Below are 16,375 nucleotides of genomic sequence, written 5' to 3'. Positions count from 1 at the left end.
CGGCAAGGGCGGCCCGGGCGGGGGCGGTTTGCAACAGGGAGTGGCCGATGCGCACGGTGGTTTTCGATCTCGACGGCACGCTGGCCGATACCTCGGCCGATCTGATCGCGGCGGCGAATGCCTGTTTCGCGGCGCGCGGGCTCGGGCGCCCGCTCGATCCGGTCGCCGATGCGCTGATCGCCTTTCATGGCGGGCGCGCGATGCTGCGGGCGGGCTACGGCCGGCTCGGCCATCCGCAGGCCGAGACCCTGACCGAGGCCGATTACCGCGCGCTTCTCGATCATTACGAGGGCGCGATCTGCGTCGAGACCCGGCTTTACCCGGGCGCGGCCGAAGCCGTCGAGGCGCTGCGCTCCGCGGGCTTTGCCACCGCGATCTGCACCAACAAACCCGAGGGCCTCGCGCGCGCCCTCGTCAGCGCGCTCGGCATCGCCGATCTCTTCGGCGCGCTGATCGGCGCCGATACGCTGCCCACCCGCAAACCCGATCCCGCGCCCTATCTGGCGGCGGTGGCGGGCGTGGGCGGGGCGCCGGCGCGCTCCTTCCTGCTTGGCGATACCGTGACCGACCGCGACACCGCCCGCGCGGTGGGCGTGCCCTGCGCGCTCGTCACCTTCGGCCCCGAGGGCCGCGGCATCGAACGCCTCGCCCCCGAGGCGCTCCTTGAGGCCTATGCCGACCTGCCGGCCCTCGCCGAAAAGCTCCTCGGCTGAGCCCTTTCATCTTGCCGAAAATATCCCGGGGGGCGGCGCAGCCGCGGGGGCAGCGCCCCCTCGACGCCCGCCTCTCTCACTTCGCCCCGTAAAGCGGCACCGTCGAGATCGACATCTTCGCCGAACCCTGCGTGACCTCGGTCGCATGGGTGAGGTAGATCAGCGTCTGATGCGCCTCATCAAAGATCCGCGTGACCTTCAAGCTCTTGAAAATCAACGACCGGCTCTCGGAAAACACCGTCTCGCCCTTCGGCCCCTTGGCGATGGCGCCCAAGCTGATCGGCCCGGTCTGCCGACAGGCGATCGAGGCGTTCGACGGATCCTCGAACCAGTTGCCATTCGAGATCCGGTCAAACAGCGAGCGGTCGAAATAGGCCACATGACAGGTCACCCCCGCCACCTTCGGGTCCTCGATCGCCTCGATGACGATATCGTTGCCGACCCAATCGACGCCGACCTTGCCGACCGTCTCCGCCGCCACCGGCAGCGCGCCAAGCGCCAGCGCCGCGCCCAAAATCCATGACCGCATGACATCCTCCTGTCGTTTCCCCCAAGATCGGGACGCCACGTCCGTTGCGCAAGGGGGGATCGGCTCTTGACGCGAATCGCGCGCTCCGCATAAATGAACATATGTTCAATAATCGGAGGGGAGGCCGATGTTTGCAGGCTCCATGGAGTTCGATCTCGGAGAAGATATCCGCGCGCTGCGCGAGACCGTTCAGGCCTGGGCGCAGGAGCGTCTGAAGCCGATCGCGGCGGAGGTGGATCGCTCCAACCTCTTCCCGGCCGAGCTCTGGGCCGAGATGGGCGCGCTCGGGCTTCTGGGCATCACGGTGGCGGAGGAATTCGGCGGCGCGGGGATGGGCTATCTCGCCCATGTCGTCGCGACCGAGGAGATCGCGCGCGTTTCGGCCTCGGTGGCGCTCAGCTACGGCGCGCATTCCAACCTCTGCGTCAACCAGCTCAAGCTGAACGCCACCGCCGCGCAAAAGGCCAAATACCTCCCCGATCTCGTCTCCGGCGCCAAGATCGGCGCGCTCGCGATGAGCGAGACCGGCGCGGGCTCGGATGTGGTGGGCATGAAGCTCAAGGCCGAGAAACGCGACGGCTATTACCTGCTCAACGGCCATAAATACTGGATCACCAACGGCCCCGATGCCGATACGCTCGTGGTCTATGCCAAGACCGACCCCGAGGCGGGCTCGAAAGGCATCACCGCCTTCATCATCGAGCGCGGCTTCAAGGGCTTCTCGACCTCGCCGCATTTCGACAAGCTCGGCATGCGCGGCTCGAACACCGGCCAGCTCTTCTTCGACAATTGCGAGGTGCCCTTCGAGAACGTGCTGGGCACCGAGGGGCGCGGCGTGCGGGTGCTGATGTCGGGGCTCGATTACGAGCGCGTCGTGCTCTCGGGCATCGGCACCGGGATCATGATGGCCTGCCTCGACGAGGTTGTCCCCTATGCCAAGGAGCGCCACCAGTTCGGCCAGCCGATCGGGAATTTCCAGCTCATGCAGGCGAAAATCGCCGATATGTATGTCGCGATGAACACCGCGCGCGCCTATACCTATGAGGTCGCCAAGGCCTGCGACCGCGGCCAGGTCACCCGTCAGGACGCCGCCGCCACCGTGCTTTACGCCTCCGAACAGGCGATGGTGCAGGCGCATCAGGCCGTGCAGGCGCTGGGCGGGGCGGGGTTCTTGGCGGATTCGGTGGTCTCGCGGCTCTTCCGCGATGCGAAACTGATGGAAATCGGGGCTGGCACCTCGGAAATTCGGCGTATGCTGATCGGACGCGAAATCATGGAGAAACTCTGATGCGTCCTGTCCTCCCCGCCACCCTCTCCCTCCTCCTCGTCGCCCTGCCTGCGGGCGCGCAAGACCTGCCCGCGGATGCGGTGGCGGGGATGGAGGAGAGCGTGCGCGCCTGTTTTGCCGAGTATTCCCCCTATGCCGAGGGGCCGAGCTGCCTCGGTCAGGCCGCGCAGGGCTGCCTGGGCGCGACCGATCAGTCGACGCTCTCGACGGTGGCCTGCATCGGCGCCGAGACCGCGGTCTGGGATGATCTGCTCAACACCGAATACAAGGCGCGCCGTGCCGAGATGACGGCGGCGGGCCTCTCCGAGAAGCTGCTCGACGCGCAACGCGCCTGGATCGCTTATCGTGATGCGGAATGCGGGCTCGAGGTGGCGCGCTGGGGCGATGCGTCGCTTGCCGGCGTGGTGGGGGCGAATTGCCTGATGGAAATGACCGCGACGCGCGCGGCGCAACTGCGAGACAAGAAGGCCGATCCATGAAACTGACCTCTTCCTTCCTCGCCGGCTCCGAGGCGGCTGCGCGCAATCGTGCAGCCCATCTCGCGGCGCTCGAGACCGTGCGCGCGGCGGCCGAGGCCGCCACCGCCGGCGGCGGCCCCGAAGCGCAGGCCCGCCACACCGCGCGCGGCAAGATGAGCCCGCGCGCCCGCGTCGCGGGGCTTCTCGACCCGGGTGCCCCCTTCCTCGAGATCGGCGCGACGGCGGCGCATGCGATGTATGACGGCGCAGCCCCCGGCGCGGGCGTGATCGCGGGGGTGGGGCGCGTGATGGGCCAGGAGGTGATGGTCGTCGCCAATGACGCGACCGTCAAGGGCGGCACCTACTACCCGATGACCGTCAAGAAACACCTGCGCGCGCAGGAGATCGCCGAAGACTGCGGGCTGCCCTGCGTCTATCTGGTCGACAGCGGCGGCGCCAACCTGCCCAATCAGGACGAGGTCTTCCCCGACCGCGACCATTTCGGGCGGATCTTCTACAATCAGGCGCGGATGTCGGCCAAGGGCATCCCCCAGATCGCGGTGGTGATGGGCTCGTGCACCGCGGGCGGCGCCTATGTGCCGGCGATGTCCGATGTCACGATCATCGTGCGCGAGCAGGGCACGATCTTCCTCGCCGGCCCGCCGCTGGTGCGCGCGGCTACCGGCGAGGTGGTCTCGGCCGAGGATCTGGGCGGCGGCGATGTCCATACGCGGCTCTCGGGCGTGGCCGATTATCTCGCCGAGGACGATGCCCATGCGCTCGCGCTTGCGCGCCGCGCGGTGGGCAACCTCAACCGCACCAAGCCCATGACGGTGCAATGGCAAAGCCCCGAGCCCCCCGCCTATGACCCCGAGGAGATCCTGGGCCTCGTGCCCGCCGATCTGCGCACCCCCTATGACATCCGCGAACTGATCGCCCGGGTGGTCGACGGCTCGCGCTTCGACGAGTTCAAGGCCCGCTTCGGCGAGACGATCGTCACCGGCTTCGCCCATGTCGAGGGCTGCCCGGTCGGCATCGTGGCCAATAACGGCGTGCTCTTCTCCGAGGCCGCGCAAAAGGCCGCGCATTTCATCGAGCTTTGTTCGGCGCGCTCGATCCCGCTGATTTTCCTGCAAAATATCACGGGCTTCATGGTCGGGCGGAAATATGAAAACGAGGGCATTGCGCGCCATGGCGCGAAGATGGTGACCGCGGTCGCAACGACCAATGTGCCGAAAATCACCATGCTCGTCGGCGGCTCCTTCGGGGCGGGCAACTATGGCATGGCCGGGCGCGCCTATTCGCCGCGGTTCCTGTGGAGCTGGCCCAATAGCCGCATCTCGGTGATGGGCGGCGAACAGGCGGCGGGCGTGCTCGCCACCGTCCGGCGCGAGGCGATCGAGCGCAAGGGCGGCAGCTGGTCCACCGAGGAGGAGGCCGAGTTCAAACGCCCCACGATCGAGATGTTCGAGCGCCAGAGCCACCCGCTCTATGCCTCGGCGCGGCTGTGGGATGACGGCATCGTCGACCCGCGCAAGACCCGCCAGGTGCTCGCGCTCAGCCTCTCGGCAAGCCTCAACACGGCCATCGAACCGACGCGCTTTGGCGTGTTCCGGATGTAAACTTTCTAGCCTCCGGCGGGGATATTTGGAGCAAGATGAAAGGTCGATCCTGTTCATCTTGCCACAAATATCCCGGGGGCCCGGGGGCAGCGCCCCCGCCGCAGTCACAGGGAGACCGAGATGTTCCGCAAGATCCTGATCGCCAACCGCGGCGAGATCGCCTGCCGGGTGATCGACACGGCCCGCCGGCTCGGCGTGGCCACCGTCGCCGTCTATTCCGAGGCCGATGCCGGTGCGCGCCATGTGGCGATGGCCGATGAGGCCGTGCTGATCGGCGGGCCCGCGCCGAAAGACAGCTACCTGCGCGGCGCCGCGATCATCGCCGCGGCGCAGGCCACCGGCGCCGAGGCGATCCATCCGGGCTATGGGTTTCTCTCGGAAAACCCCGAGTTCGTCGATGCCGTGGCGGCGGCGGGGCTGGTGTTCATCGGCCCTTCGGGGGCGGCGATCCGGGCGATGGGGCTCAAGGATGCGGCCAAGGCCCTGATGGCCGAGGCGGGGGTGCCGGTCGTGCCGGGCTATCATGGCGCGAACCAGGACCCGGAGCATCTGGCGGGCGCGGCCGAGGCGGTGGGCTATCCGGTCCTGATCAAGGCGGTGGCGGGCGGGGGCGGCAAGGGCATGCGCCGCGTCGAGCGCGCCGAGGACTTCGCCGCGGCGCTGGCCTCGGCGCAGGGCGAGGCCGAGACCGCCTTTGGCAACCCCGCCGTCCTGATCGAGAAATATATCGACAAGCCCCGCCATATCGAGGTGCAGGTCTTTGGCGACGGCACCCGCGCGGTGCATCTCTTCGAGCGCGATTGCTCGCTCCAGCGCCGCCACCAGAAGGTCATCGAGGAGGCCCCGGCGCCCGGCATGACCGCCGAGATGCGCGCCGCGATGGGGCAGGCGGCGGTGCGCGCGGCCGAGGCGATCGGCTATTCGGGCGCGGGCACGATCGAATTCATCGTCGACGGCTCGGACGGGCTGCGCCCCGACCGGTTCTGGTTCATGGAGATGAACACGCGTCTGCAGGTCGAGCATCCGGTCACCGAGGCGATCACCGGGGTCGATCTGGTCGAATGGCAGCTGCGCGTGGCCTCGGGCGAGGGGCTGCCCGCACGGCAGGAGGATCTCGCGATCCGCGGCCATGCGTTCGAGGCGCGGCTTTATGCCGAGGATGTGCCGGCGGGGTTCTTGCCGGCCACCGGGCGGCTTGCGCATCTCGTTTTCGGGCCCGGCGCGCGGATCGAGACGGGGGTGCGGCCGGGCGATGCGATCAGCCCCTGGTATGACCCGATGATCGCCAAGGTGGTGACCCATGGCCCGACCCGCGCCGCGGCGCTCGCGCAGCTCTCGCGCGCGCTCGAGGGCACCGAGGTCGCGGGCACCGTCACCAATCTCGGCTTTCTGGGCCGGCTCGCGCGGCATCCGGGCTTTGGCGCGGGCGATGTCGATACCGGGCTGATCGCGCGCGATCTCGAGGCGCTGACGGCGCCCGCCCCGGTGCCTTTGGCGGCGCGGGCGCTCGGCGCGATCGCGGCGGCGGGGCTGATCGAGGGCACGGGCGGGGGCTTTGCTCTCTGGGCGCCCTTGCCGCGGGCGGTGGCTTTTGCCGAGCCCGTCGTGCTGAGCGTCGAGGCGCCCGGGCGGGTTTCGGTGGCCTTCGAGGGCGAGACGGTTCTGGCCGAGCTCAAGGCCGATGGCTGGTGGGTGGCCGGCGCCAAGACCGGCGCGCGGGTGCATGTGGGCGCGCAGGAGATCACCGTCTTCCTCGGCGCGCGCGGCACCCATGTGTTCGAGCGCCCCGATCCGCTGGCGCGCGCCTCCGAGGGGCCGGCGTCCGATCTCACGCTCGCGCCGATGCCGGGGCTGGTGAAGGCGGTTTTTGTCACGCCGGGGGCTTGGGTCGAGGCGGGTGCGCCGCTCGTCATTCTCGAGGCGATGAAGATGGAGCACACGATGCTCGCCGCGCGCGCGGGCCGGGTGGCGGAGGTTCTCGCCGCCGCGGGGGCGCAGGTCGAGGCGGGGGCGGCGCTGATCCGTCTGGCGGAGGAGGCCGAAGCCGCATGAGCGATTTCGTCGAGATCTACGAGATGGCGCCGCGCGACGGGCTGCAAAACGAGCCGCGCGCGATTTCGGTGGCCGAGAAGGTGGCGCTCATTGATGCGCTGAGCGGGGTGGGGTTTCGCCGGATCGAGGTGGGCTCTTTCGTCAGCCCGAAATGGGTGCCGCAGATGGCCGGTTCGGAGGCGGTTTTCGCCGCGATCGCCCGGGTGCCGGGCGTGCGTTACGGCGCGCTCACGCCGAACCTGAAGGGCTATGAGGCCGCGCGGGCGGCGCGCGCCGATGAGGTGGCGATCTTCGCGTCGGCCTCGGAGGGGTTTTCGCGCGCCAATCTCAACTGTTCGATCGCGGAGAGCCTCGAGCGGTTCGCGCCGGTCGCGGCGGCGGCGGCGGCCGATGGCATCCCGCTGCGGGGCTATGTCTCGATGGTCACCGATTGCCCCTTCGACGGGCCGGTCGCGCCGGGCGCGGTGGCGCGGGTGGTGGCGGCGCTGCGGGGGCTTGGCTGCCATGAGGTGAGCCTTGGCGATACCGTGGGGCAGGCGCGGCCCGAGGCGGTCGATGCGATGCTCGCCGCCGTTCTGGAGGAGGCCGAGCCCGCGCAGCTGGCTGGGCATTTCCATGATACCGCTGGGCGCGCGCTCGCCAATATCGAGGTCTCGCTTGGCCGCGGGCTGCGGGTGTTCGATGCCTGCGCGGGGGGCTTGGGCGGCTGCCCCTATGCGCCTGGCGCGGCGGGCAATGTCGCGAGCGAGCGCGTTGCGGCGCGGCTGGCGGAGCTCGGCTATGAGACCGGGCTCGATCTGGAGAAACTCGCCGCGGCGGCGGCAATGGCGCGCGGGCTGCGCGGGTAGGGGGGCGGATGTTCGAGACGATCCGGGTTGAGGAAGACACGCGCGGGGTGGCGCATCTGTGGCTGGCGCGGGCGGAGAAGCACAACGCGCTTTCGGCCGCGATGATCGGCGAGCTGACGCAGGCGATCGGGCGGCTGGGCGCCTCCGCCTCGGTGCGGGTCGTGGTGCTTGCGGCCGAGGGGGCGAGCTTTTGCGCGGGCGGCGATCTAGCTTGGATGCGCGCGCAGATGGCGGGCACGGCGGAGGAGCGGGCTGCCGGGGCGCGCGCGCTCGCGGGGATGCTCGCGGCGATGGATGGCTGCCCCAAGCCCGTGATCGGCCGGGTGCAGGGCAATGCCTTTGGCGGCGGCATCGGGATGATGTCGGTGTGCGATGTGGCGGTGGGGGTTGCGGGGGCGCGGTTTGGCCTGACCGAGACGCGCCTTGGCCTCACGCCCGCGACGATCTCGCCCTATGTGGTGGCGCGGATGGGCCCGGCGCGGGCGCGGCGGGTGTTCATGTCGGCGCGGCTTTTCGAGGCGGCGGAGGCCGAGCGGCTCGGGCTTTTGGCGCGCGTGGTGGCGCCCGAGGCGCTCGACGCGGCGATCGAGGCGGAGGTTGCGCCCTATCTCGCCTGTGCGCCCGGCGCGGTGGCCGAGGCCAAGGCGCTGATCGCGCTGATCGCGGGGCAGGGGCGCGACGCGGAGGCGCTGCGCGCGGCGACCGAGGCGGCGCTGGTGGCGCGTTGGGAGAGCCCCGAGGCGGCGGAGGGAATCAGCGCCTTTTTCGAGAAGCGCCCGCCCGGCTGGGCCTGAGGCGCGCGCCGCGCCAAAGCCGACAAAAGCCTGACAAGAATCGTCTCGATCACGCAAATTCTTGACTTTCATCAAGGGCGTCGGCCCCCGTGCGTGATCGGCCCGGGGCGGGCGCCCTTTGCGCAGGGAAATCGGGGCGGACCGGTGCCGCTAACGGTGTGCCTTGGTATACTAAATGCAGATTTCAACCCCCGAGCGGGCACCTCTTGGTTGACCCGGCGCGGAGGCAAGGCTAAAGGTCGGCCTAGCCGGAACCTGCGCGACAACCTGTCGCGTCACGAGGGAGCCAACCAGTGCACGATATGCTGCGTGAATATCTTCCCATTCTCATCTTTCTCGCGATGGCCATTGCTCTCGGGCTGGTGCTGATCATCGCCGCGGCCGTTCTTGCGGTGCGCAACCCCGACCCGGAAAAGGTGTCGGCCTATGAATGCGGTTTCAACGCCTTCGACGACGCGCGGATGAAATTCGACGTCCGCTTCTATCTCGTCTCGATCCTGTTCATCATCTTCGACCTCGAAGTCGCCTTCCTGTTCCCCTGGGCGGTGGCGTTTGGCTCGCTCTCGATGGTGGCCTTCTGGTCGATGATGGTGTTCCTCGCGGTCTTGACCGTGGGCTTTGCCTATGAATGGAAGAAAGGGGCGCTGGAATGGGCGTGATGACCGGACCGAATACCGCCGCGGCGGACATGAGCTCGGCGGCCGAGGCGCTCAACCGCGACCTGCAGGACAAGGGCTTCATCCTCACCACCGCCGAGGATTTGATCAACTGGGCCCGGATCGGCTCTCTGCACTGGATGACCTTCGGTCTGGCCTGCTGCGCGGTCGAGATGATGCATACCGCGATGCCGCGCTATGACGTGGAGCGCTACGGCTTCGCGCCGCGCGCCTCGCCGCGCCAATCCGACGTGATGATCGTCGCGGGCACGCTGACCAACAAGATGGCGCCGGCGCTGCGCAAGGTCTACGACCAGATGCCCGAGCCGCGCTATGTGATCTCGATGGGCTCCTGCGCGAATGGCGGCGGCTATTATCACTACAGCTATTCCGTGGTGCGCGGCTGCGACCGGATCGTTCCGGTCGATATCTACGTTCCGGGCTGCCCGCCCTCGGCCGAAGCGCTGATGTATGGCATTTTGCAGCTGCAGCGGAAGATCCGCCGCACCGGCACGCTGGTGCGCTGAGGAGGGGACGATGACCGAGCAACTGCAAGACCTGGCCACCCATATCGAGCTCAAGCGCGGCGAGGACGTGATCTCGACCGAGATCGCCTTCGGCGAGCTGACCGTGATCGTGGCGCCCTCGAAGATCCTCGATTTCGTGGAATTCCTGCGCGACGACCCGAGCTGCCGCTTCACCTCGCTGGTCGATCTGACCGCGGTCGATTACCCGACGCGCCCCGCGCGCTTCGATGTGGTCTATCACTTCCTGTCGATGTGGCGCAATCAGCGCATCCGCGTGAAGGCCGCGCTGCGCGAAGACGAGATGTGCCCCTCGATCGTCGGGCTGCATTCCTCGGCCAACTGGTTCGAGCGCGAGGTCTTCGACATGTTCGGGATCCTGTTCTCGGGCCACCCGGATCTGCGCCGCCTGCTGACCGATTATGGCTTCCGCGGCCATCCGCTGCGCAAGGATTTCCCGACCACGGGCTATGTCGAGCTGCGCTATGACGAAGTGCAAAAGCGCGTCGTCTACGAGCCGGTGAACCTGACCCAGGAATATCGGCAGTTCGACTTCCTGAGCCCCTGGGAAGGCGCCCATTACATTCTGCCCGGCGACGAAAAGCAGGGCTGAGCCCGCCCGGGCCAGCCTCCTGGCCCCGGCCATCGGCAAGCAAAGGTAAAGAACATGGACGGCGACATCCGGCAAAATACCTACGATGACGGCTCGACGGATTTCGTGACCGGCGAACAGAGCATCCGCAACTTCAACATCAACTTCGGGCCCCAGCACCCGGCGGCGCACGGCGTGCTGCGGATGGTGCTCGAGCTCGACGGCGAGATCGTCGAGCGGGCGGACCCGCATATCGGCCTGCTGCACCGCGGCACCGAGAAGCTGATGGAAAGCCGCACCTATCTGCAGAACCTGCCCTATTTCGACCGTCTCGATTATGTGGCGCCGATGAACCAGGAACATGCCTGGTGTCTGGCGATCGAGAAGCTTACCGGCACCGAGGTGCCGCGCCGCGCGCAGCTGATCCGCGTGCTCTATTCCGAGCTCGGCCGGATCACCAACCACCTCCTCAACGTCACCACCCAGGCGATGGACGTGGGCGCGCTGACCCCGCCGCTGTGGGGCTTCGAAGAGCGCGAGAAGATCATGGTCTTCTATGAGCGCGCCTGCGGGGCCCGTCTGCACGCCAACTATTTCCGCCCGGGTGGCGTCCATCAGGACCTGCCGCCGGAGCTGATCGACGATATCGAGAGCTGGGCCAAGGGCTTCCCGCAGGTGCTCGACGATATCGAGGGCCTCTTGACCGAGAACCGGATCTTCAAGCAGCGCAACGCCGATATCTGCATCATCACCGAAGACGAGATCGAACGCTGGGGCTATTCGGGCGTGATGGTCCGCGGCTCGGGCCTCGCCTGGGATTTGCGCCGCGCGCAACCCTATGAATGCTATGACGAATTCGAATTCAAGGTCTGCATCGGCAAGAATGGCGATTGCTATGACCGCTATCTCGTGCGGATGGCCGAGATGCGCGAGTCGACCAAGATCGTGCTGCAGGCCTGCGCCAAGCTGCGTCTGGCCGAGAACCAGGGCGACGTGCTCGCGCGCGGCAAGATGACCCCGCCCAAGCGCGGCGAGATGAAGCGCTCGATGGAGAGCCTGATCCACCACTTCAAGCTCTACACCGAGGGCTTCAAGGTTCCCGCCGGCGAGGTCTATGCCGCCGTCGAAGCGCCGAAGGGCGAGTTTGGCGTCTATCTCGTCTCCGACGGCACCAACAAACCCTATCGCGCGAAGATCCGCGCCCCGGGCTTCCTGCATCTGCAATCGATGGATGAAGTCTCGAAGGGCCACATGCTCGCCGATGTCTCTGCAATCATCGGCACGATGGATATCGTGTTCGGGGAGGTCGACCGCTAATGCTCCGCCGTCTTCATCACGAGCAACCCAGCTCCTTCGCCTTCACGCCCGCGAACCTCGCCTGGGCTGAGGCGCAGATCACCAAGTTCCCGGTCGGCCGTCAGGCCTCGGCGATCATCCCGCTCCTGTTCCGCGCGCAGGAACAGGAGGGGTGGCTCTCCAAACCCGCGATCGAATATGTCGCCGACATGCTCGGCATGCCCTATATCCGGGCGCTCGAGGTCGCGACCTTCTACTTCATGTTCCAGCTCGCGCCGGTGGGCTCGGTGGCCCATATCCAGATCTGCGGCACCACCTCCTGCATGATCTGCGGCTCGGAAGATCTGATCAAGGTCTGCAAGGAGAAGATCGCCGCGCATCCGTTCGAGCTCTCGGCCGATGGCCGGTTCTCCTGGGAGGAGGTCGAGTGCCTCGGCGCCTGCGCCAATGCGCCGATGGCGCAGATCGGCAAGGATTACTACGAGGATCTGAGTGAGGCGAGTCTCGCCAAGCTGATCGACGACATGGCCGCGGGCTCTGCGCCGCGTCCGGGCTCGCAAGTGGGCCGCTTCTCGTCGGAGCCGGCCTCGGGGCTGACTTCGCTGGCCGACAGCAAGGGCGAGCGCGAGGCCGCGAATGCCTCGGTCGGCACCGCGCTCGCGCAGGCTGACGTGGTCAAGAAGATCGACGGCACCGAAGTGCCGCTGCGCGCGCCCTGGCAGATGTCGGGCCAGCATGCGCCGATCGGCATCATGGGGGTGGGCCAGCGCCCGCTCTCCGCCGTGCAGCAGGCCGCCGCCGCGAAAGCGGCCGCCGAGGCCGCTGCTGCGGCGCCCGCGCCTGCGCCGGTTGCGGCCGAGGCCGTGGCCGCCGAAGCCGGCGACGGCGATGACAGCGTCGACGAGAGCGCCGGCGTCAAGCCCGCGGGTCTCGCCGCGCCGCGCGAGGGCCGCGCCGATGATCTCAAGCTGATCGAAGGCATCGGCCCGGTGCTCGAGCAGCGTCTGAACGAGTGGGGGATCTTCCACTTCGACCAGATCGCCGCCTGGGGCGCCGAGGAGATCGCCTTTGCCGACGCCAATGTGCCGCGGTTCAAGGGCCGCTGCAGCCGCGACAAATGGGTCGCGCAGGCGAAAATCATCGTGACCGAGGGGCTCGAGCGCTTCCTCGAGCGCGCCAAGACCAACGACTACTGAGGCTGACCATGGCGGGGATGATGCATCAGGGCCGAACCGACGGGCAGGGCAGCCGCCCGGCCCCGGCCCGCGTCACGCCCGCCGCCGCCACCATCGCGCGCCGGGGCCCCGGCCGCCCGCGCAACTGAGGGACGAAACATGCTGAAAGATCAGGACCGGATCTTTACCAACCTCTACGGGATGCACGACCGCTCCCTCAAAGGCGCGATGATGCGCGGGCATTGGGACGGCACGGCGAACCTGCTGGCCAATGGCCGCGACTGGATCATCGAGCAGGTCAAGGCCTCGGGGCTGCGCGGGCGCGGCGGCGCGGGCTTCCCGACCGGCCTGAAATGGTCCTTCATGCCCAAGCAGACCGATGGCCGCCCGGCTTATCTCGTCATCAACGCCGACGAATCCGAGCCCGCGACCTGCAAGGACCGCGAGATCATGCGCCACGATCCGCATACGCTGATCGAAGGCGCGCTGATCGCCGGTTTCGCGATGGGCGCGAGCGCGGCCTATATCTATATCCGCGGCGAATATGTGCGCGAGAAGGAGGCCCTGCAGGCCGCCATCGACGAGTGCTATGAAGCCGGGCTGATCGGCAAGAACGCCTGCAAATCGGGCTTCGATTACGATGTCTATCTCTCGCATGGTGCCGGCGCCTATATCTGCGGCGAGGAAACCGCGCTGATCGAGAGCCTCGAGGGCAAGAAGGGGATGCCGCGGATGAAGCCGCCGTTCCCGGCCGGCTCGGGGCTCTATGGCTGCCCGACGACGGTGAACAACGTCGAATCGATCGCCGTCGTGCCGACGATCCTGCGCCGCGGCGCGGATTGGTTCGCGGGCTTCGGCCGGCCGAACAACGCGGGCGTCAAGCTCTTCGCGATGTCGGGCCATATCAACACGCCCTGCGTCATCGAGGAGAGCATGTCGATCTCGATGAAGGAGCTGATCGAGAAACATGGCGGCGGCGTGCGCGGCGGCTGGAAGAACCTCAAGGCGGTGATCCCCGGCGGCGCCTCCTGCCCGGTGATCCCGGCGGCGATGTGCGAAGACGCGATCATGGATTACGACGGCATGCGCGCGCTGCAATCTTCCTTCGGCACCGCCTGCATGATCGTGATGGATCAGTCGACCGACATCATCAAGGCGATCTGGCGTCTGTCCAAGTTCTTCAAGCATGAGAGCTGCGGCCAGTGCACGCCCTGCCGCGAAGGCACCGGCTGGATGATGCGCGTGATGGACCGTCTGGTGAAGGGCGAGGCGGAGGTCGAGGAGATCGACATGCTGCTCTCGGTCACCAAACAGGTCGAGGGCCATACGATCTGCGCGCTCGGCGATGCGGCTGCCTGGCCGATCCAGGGTCTGATCCGTCACTACCGCGACGAGATCGAGGACCGGATCAAGGCCAAGAAGACCGGCCGCATGGGCGCGATGGCGGCGGAGTAAGCGATGCATCCTGCGCTCCCCCTCTCGGCTGCGATGGTGCTGGCGCTTGGCGCCTGTGCCCGCCCCGGCGTCGGCGAGGCCCCGCGCGGGGCCCGCACCGCGCCCGAGGGCTATGCGGTGGCCGAGGGCGCGCAGGGGCTCGTGGTGACGCGCGCGGGCCAGCCCTTCGGCTATGCCGATGGCGCCGAGGCAAAACGCGCGGCCAAGGCCTGGTGCGGCCCGCGGGGCGTCGCCTCGGGGGATCTCGACAATTTCAGGGAGGGCGTCTGGCTCTTCCCGGGGGGCTGCGCATGATGGCCCCCGCCCAAATTCAACGCGCGGGCCTCCGCGCCCGAGCCAAGTGACGGATCAGACACATGTCGAACACGCGCAAAATCATCATCGACGGCCATGAGGTCGAGGTTGATCCGAACCTGACCCTGATCCAGGCCTGCGAACAGGCCGGGATCGAGGTGCCGCGCTTCTGCTACCACGAGCGGCTCTCGATCGCGGGCAACTGCCGGATGTGCCTCGTCGAGGTGGTCGGCGGCCCGCCCAAGCCCGCCGCCTCCTGCGCGATGCAGGTCAAGGACCTGCGCCCGGGCCCGAACGGCGAGCCCTCGGTCGTCAAGACCAACTCGCCGATGGTCAAGAAGGCGCGCGAAGGGGTGATGGAGTTCCTGCTCATCAACCACCCGCTCGATTGCCCGATCTGCGACCAGGGCGGCGAATGCGACCTGCAGGACCAGGCGATGGCTTACGGCGTCGATTTCTCGCGCTACCGCGAGCCCAAGCGCGCCTCCGAGGACCTGAACCTCGGGCCGCTGGTCTCGACCTGCATGACGCGCTGCATCAGCTGCACCCGCTGCGTGCGCTTCACCTCCGAGGTCGCCGGCATCACCCAGATGGGCCAGACCGGCCGCGGCGAGGATAGCGAGATCACCTCCTATCTGAACATGACGCTCGACAGCAACCTGCAGGGCAACATCATCGACCTGTGCCCGGTCGGCGCGCTGACCTCGAAACCCTATGCCTTCACCGCCCGCCCGTGGGAGCTCACCAAGACCGAGACCATCGACGTGATGGACGCGCTTGGCTCGAACATCCGCGTCGATACCAAGGGCCGCGAAGTCAAACGGATCGTGCCGCGCAACCATGACGGCGTGAACGAGGAGTGGATCTCGGACAAGACCCGCTTCATCTGGGACGGCCTGCGCCGCCAGCGCCTCGACACGCCCTATGTGCGCGAAAACGGCAAGCTGCGCCCGGCGAGCTGGCCCGAGGCGCTGCGCCGCGCGGCCACCGCGATGAAGGGCAAGAAGGTGCTCGGCCTCGTCGGCGATCTCGCGCCCACCGAAGCCGCCTTCTCGCTCAAGACCCTCGTCGAGGGGATGGGCGGCAATGTCGAATGCCGCACCGATGGCGCGCGTCTGCCGGTGGGCAACCGCTCGGCCTATGTCGGCTCGGCCGCGATCGCCGATATCGACACCGCGCAGCATATCATCCTGATCGGCACCAACCCGCGGGTCGAGGCGCCGGTGCTCAACGCGCGCATCCGCAAGGCCTGGGCGCAGGGCGCGACGGTCACCGTGATCGGCCCCGATGCCGATCTGACCTATGATTACGAGAAGCTCGGCGAAGACCGCGCGACGCTGGCGCGGTTCGCCGCCGAGGCGGTCGCGGTCGAGGGCGCGCTGGTGATCGTGGGGCAGGGCGCGGTGAGCGAGGCCGATGGCGAGGCGGTTCTGGCCCATGCGCAGGCGCTGACCGAGAAGCTCGGCGGCAAGATGCTGGTGCTGCACACGGCCGCGGGCCGGGTCGGCGCGATGGATGTCGGCGCGGTCACCGAGGGCGGGATTCTCGCTGCGGTCGAGGGCGTGCAGGTCGTCTACAACATGGGGTCGGACGAGGTCGAAGTGGCCCCGGGCCCGTTCGTGATCTATCAGGGCAGCCATGGTGACCGGGGCGCGAGCCGCGCCGATGTGATCCTGCCGGCCGCCGCCTATACGGAAGAAAACGGCCTCTTCGTGAACACCGAAGGCCGCCCGCAGCTCGCCTTCCGCGCCGCTTTCGCGCCGGGCGAGGCCAAGGAAAACTGGGCGATCCTGCGCGCGCTCTCGGCCGAGCTCGGTCAGACGCTGCCTTGGGACAGCCTCGCGGGGCTGCGCCGCGCGATGCTCGCCGCGGTGCCGCATCTGGGCCAGGTCGATCAGGTCGTGGAGAATGTCTGGACCCCGGTCGCGCCGCGCGAAATGGGCCGGGCGAGCTTCCGCACCGCGATCCAGGATTTCTACCTCACCAACCCGATCGCGCGGGCCTCGGTCCTGATGGCCGAGCTCTCGGCGCAGGCCAAGGCGCGCCGCGAGGCCGCCTCGGCGGTTGCGGCCGAGTAAG

The 16,375-nt window shown here is 68.1% G+C and carries 16 protein-coding genes; 15 read left to right on the top strand and 1 reads right to left on the bottom strand.

Annotation, left to right across the window (positions count from 1 at the left end; all coding sequences use genetic code 11):
* Positions 1-47: 47 nt before the first annotated feature.
* Positions 48-713 carry an HAD family hydrolase gene (locus LPB142_RS10955; protein ID WP_071166392.1) on the top strand — a complete coding sequence of 222 codons (666 nt, stop codon included), beginning with the start codon at positions 48-50 and terminating at the stop codon, positions 711-713.
* Between the two features lie 76 nt (positions 714-789).
* Here LPB142_RS10955 and LPB142_RS10950 read toward each other — a convergent pair whose 3' ends face one another.
* Positions 790-1,242 (bottom strand): CreA family protein, encoded by a 453-nt coding sequence (locus LPB142_RS10950; RefSeq protein ID WP_068766638.1) that lies wholly within the window; start codon positions 1,240-1,242, stop codon positions 790-792.
* 127 nt (positions 1,243-1,369) lie between these two features.
* On the opposite strand from LPB142_RS10950, the gene LPB142_RS10945 reads away from it, so the two are divergent.
* The 14 genes from LPB142_RS10945 (at position 1,370) to nuoG (ending at position 16,374) form a co-directional block, all read left to right on the top strand.
* Positions 1,370-2,530: an acyl-CoA dehydrogenase family protein gene (locus tag LPB142_RS10945; RefSeq protein WP_071166391.1), complete on the top strand. Its 1,161-nt coding sequence runs from the start codon at positions 1,370-1,372 to the stop codon at positions 2,528-2,530.
* A complete protein-coding gene (locus tag LPB142_RS10940; protein ID WP_068766640.1) occupies positions 2,530-3,009 on the top strand; it encodes a lysozyme inhibitor LprI family protein in 480 nt (159 codons plus the stop codon). Before LPB142_RS10945 ends, LPB142_RS10940 begins: the two co-directional genes overlap by 1 nt.
* Positions 3,006-4,610, top strand: coding sequence for a carboxyl transferase domain-containing protein (locus LPB142_RS10935; RefSeq protein WP_071166390.1), 1,605 nt, complete (start codon positions 3,006-3,008; stop codon positions 4,608-4,610). Before LPB142_RS10940 ends, LPB142_RS10935 begins: the two co-directional genes overlap by 4 nt.
* Positions 4,611-4,730: 120 nt before the next feature.
* Complete coding sequence (locus LPB142_RS10930) at positions 4,731-6,662, top strand: ATP-binding protein (protein ID WP_071166389.1); 1,932 nt, start codon at positions 4,731-4,733, stop codon at positions 6,660-6,662.
* Positions 6,659-7,510 carry a hydroxymethylglutaryl-CoA lyase gene (locus LPB142_RS10925; protein WP_068766643.1) on the top strand — a complete coding sequence of 284 codons (852 nt, stop codon included), beginning with the start codon at positions 6,659-6,661 and terminating at the stop codon, positions 7,508-7,510. Before LPB142_RS10930 ends, LPB142_RS10925 begins: the two co-directional genes overlap by 4 nt.
* An 8-nt stretch (positions 7,511-7,518) precedes the next feature.
* Complete coding sequence (locus LPB142_RS10920) at positions 7,519-8,304, top strand: crotonase/enoyl-CoA hydratase family protein (RefSeq protein ID WP_068766644.1); 786 nt, start codon at positions 7,519-7,521, stop codon at positions 8,302-8,304.
* A gap of 293 nt (positions 8,305-8,597) precedes the next feature.
* A complete protein-coding gene (locus LPB142_RS10915; RefSeq protein WP_082872953.1) occupies positions 8,598-8,963 on the top strand; it encodes an NADH-quinone oxidoreductase subunit A in 366 nt (121 codons plus the stop codon).
* Entirely contained in the window at positions 8,954-9,487 is a 534-nt protein-coding gene (locus tag LPB142_RS10910) for a NuoB/complex I 20 kDa subunit family protein (RefSeq protein WP_071166388.1), read from the top strand. The genes LPB142_RS10915 and LPB142_RS10910 overlap by 10 nt, the downstream gene beginning before the upstream one ends.
* Before the next feature lie 10 nt (positions 9,488-9,497).
* Positions 9,498-10,097, top strand: a complete 600-nt coding sequence (locus LPB142_RS10905; protein WP_068766647.1) for an NADH-quinone oxidoreductase subunit C — start codon at positions 9,498-9,500, stop codon at positions 10,095-10,097.
* 54 nt (positions 10,098-10,151) lie between these two features.
* Entirely contained in the window at positions 10,152-11,393 is a 1,242-nt protein-coding gene (locus tag LPB142_RS10900) for an NADH-quinone oxidoreductase subunit D (protein ID WP_071166387.1), read from the top strand.
* Positions 11,393-12,568, top strand: a complete 1,176-nt coding sequence (locus LPB142_RS10895; RefSeq protein WP_071166386.1) for an NADH-quinone oxidoreductase subunit E — start codon at positions 11,393-11,395, stop codon at positions 12,566-12,568. The genes LPB142_RS10900 and LPB142_RS10895 overlap by 1 nt, the downstream gene beginning before the upstream one ends.
* A 138-nt stretch (positions 12,569-12,706) precedes the next feature.
* Complete coding sequence (gene nuoF / locus LPB142_RS10890; RefSeq protein WP_068766650.1) at positions 12,707-14,002, top strand: NADH-quinone oxidoreductase subunit NuoF; 1,296 nt, start codon at positions 12,707-12,709, stop codon at positions 14,000-14,002.
* A 3-nt stretch (positions 14,003-14,005) separates the two neighbouring features.
* On the top strand, positions 14,006-14,296 hold the full coding sequence (locus LPB142_RS10885) for a hypothetical protein (RefSeq protein ID WP_156894365.1): 291 nt from the start codon (positions 14,006-14,008) through the stop codon (positions 14,294-14,296).
* A 62-nt stretch (positions 14,297-14,358) separates the two neighbouring features.
* Positions 14,359-16,374 carry an NADH-quinone oxidoreductase subunit NuoG gene (nuoG, locus tag LPB142_RS10880; protein ID WP_071166384.1) on the top strand — a complete coding sequence of 672 codons (2,016 nt, stop codon included), beginning with the start codon at positions 14,359-14,361 and terminating at the stop codon, positions 16,372-16,374.
* Position 16,375 lies beyond the last annotated feature (1 nt).

The sequence above is a fragment of the Rhodobacter xanthinilyticus genome (genome assembly GCF_001856665.1).
Classification (GTDB): domain Bacteria; phylum Pseudomonadota; class Alphaproteobacteria; order Rhodobacterales; family Rhodobacteraceae; genus Rhodobacter; species Rhodobacter xanthinilyticus.
This window is presented reverse-complemented; position numbering and strand designations above follow the sequence as displayed.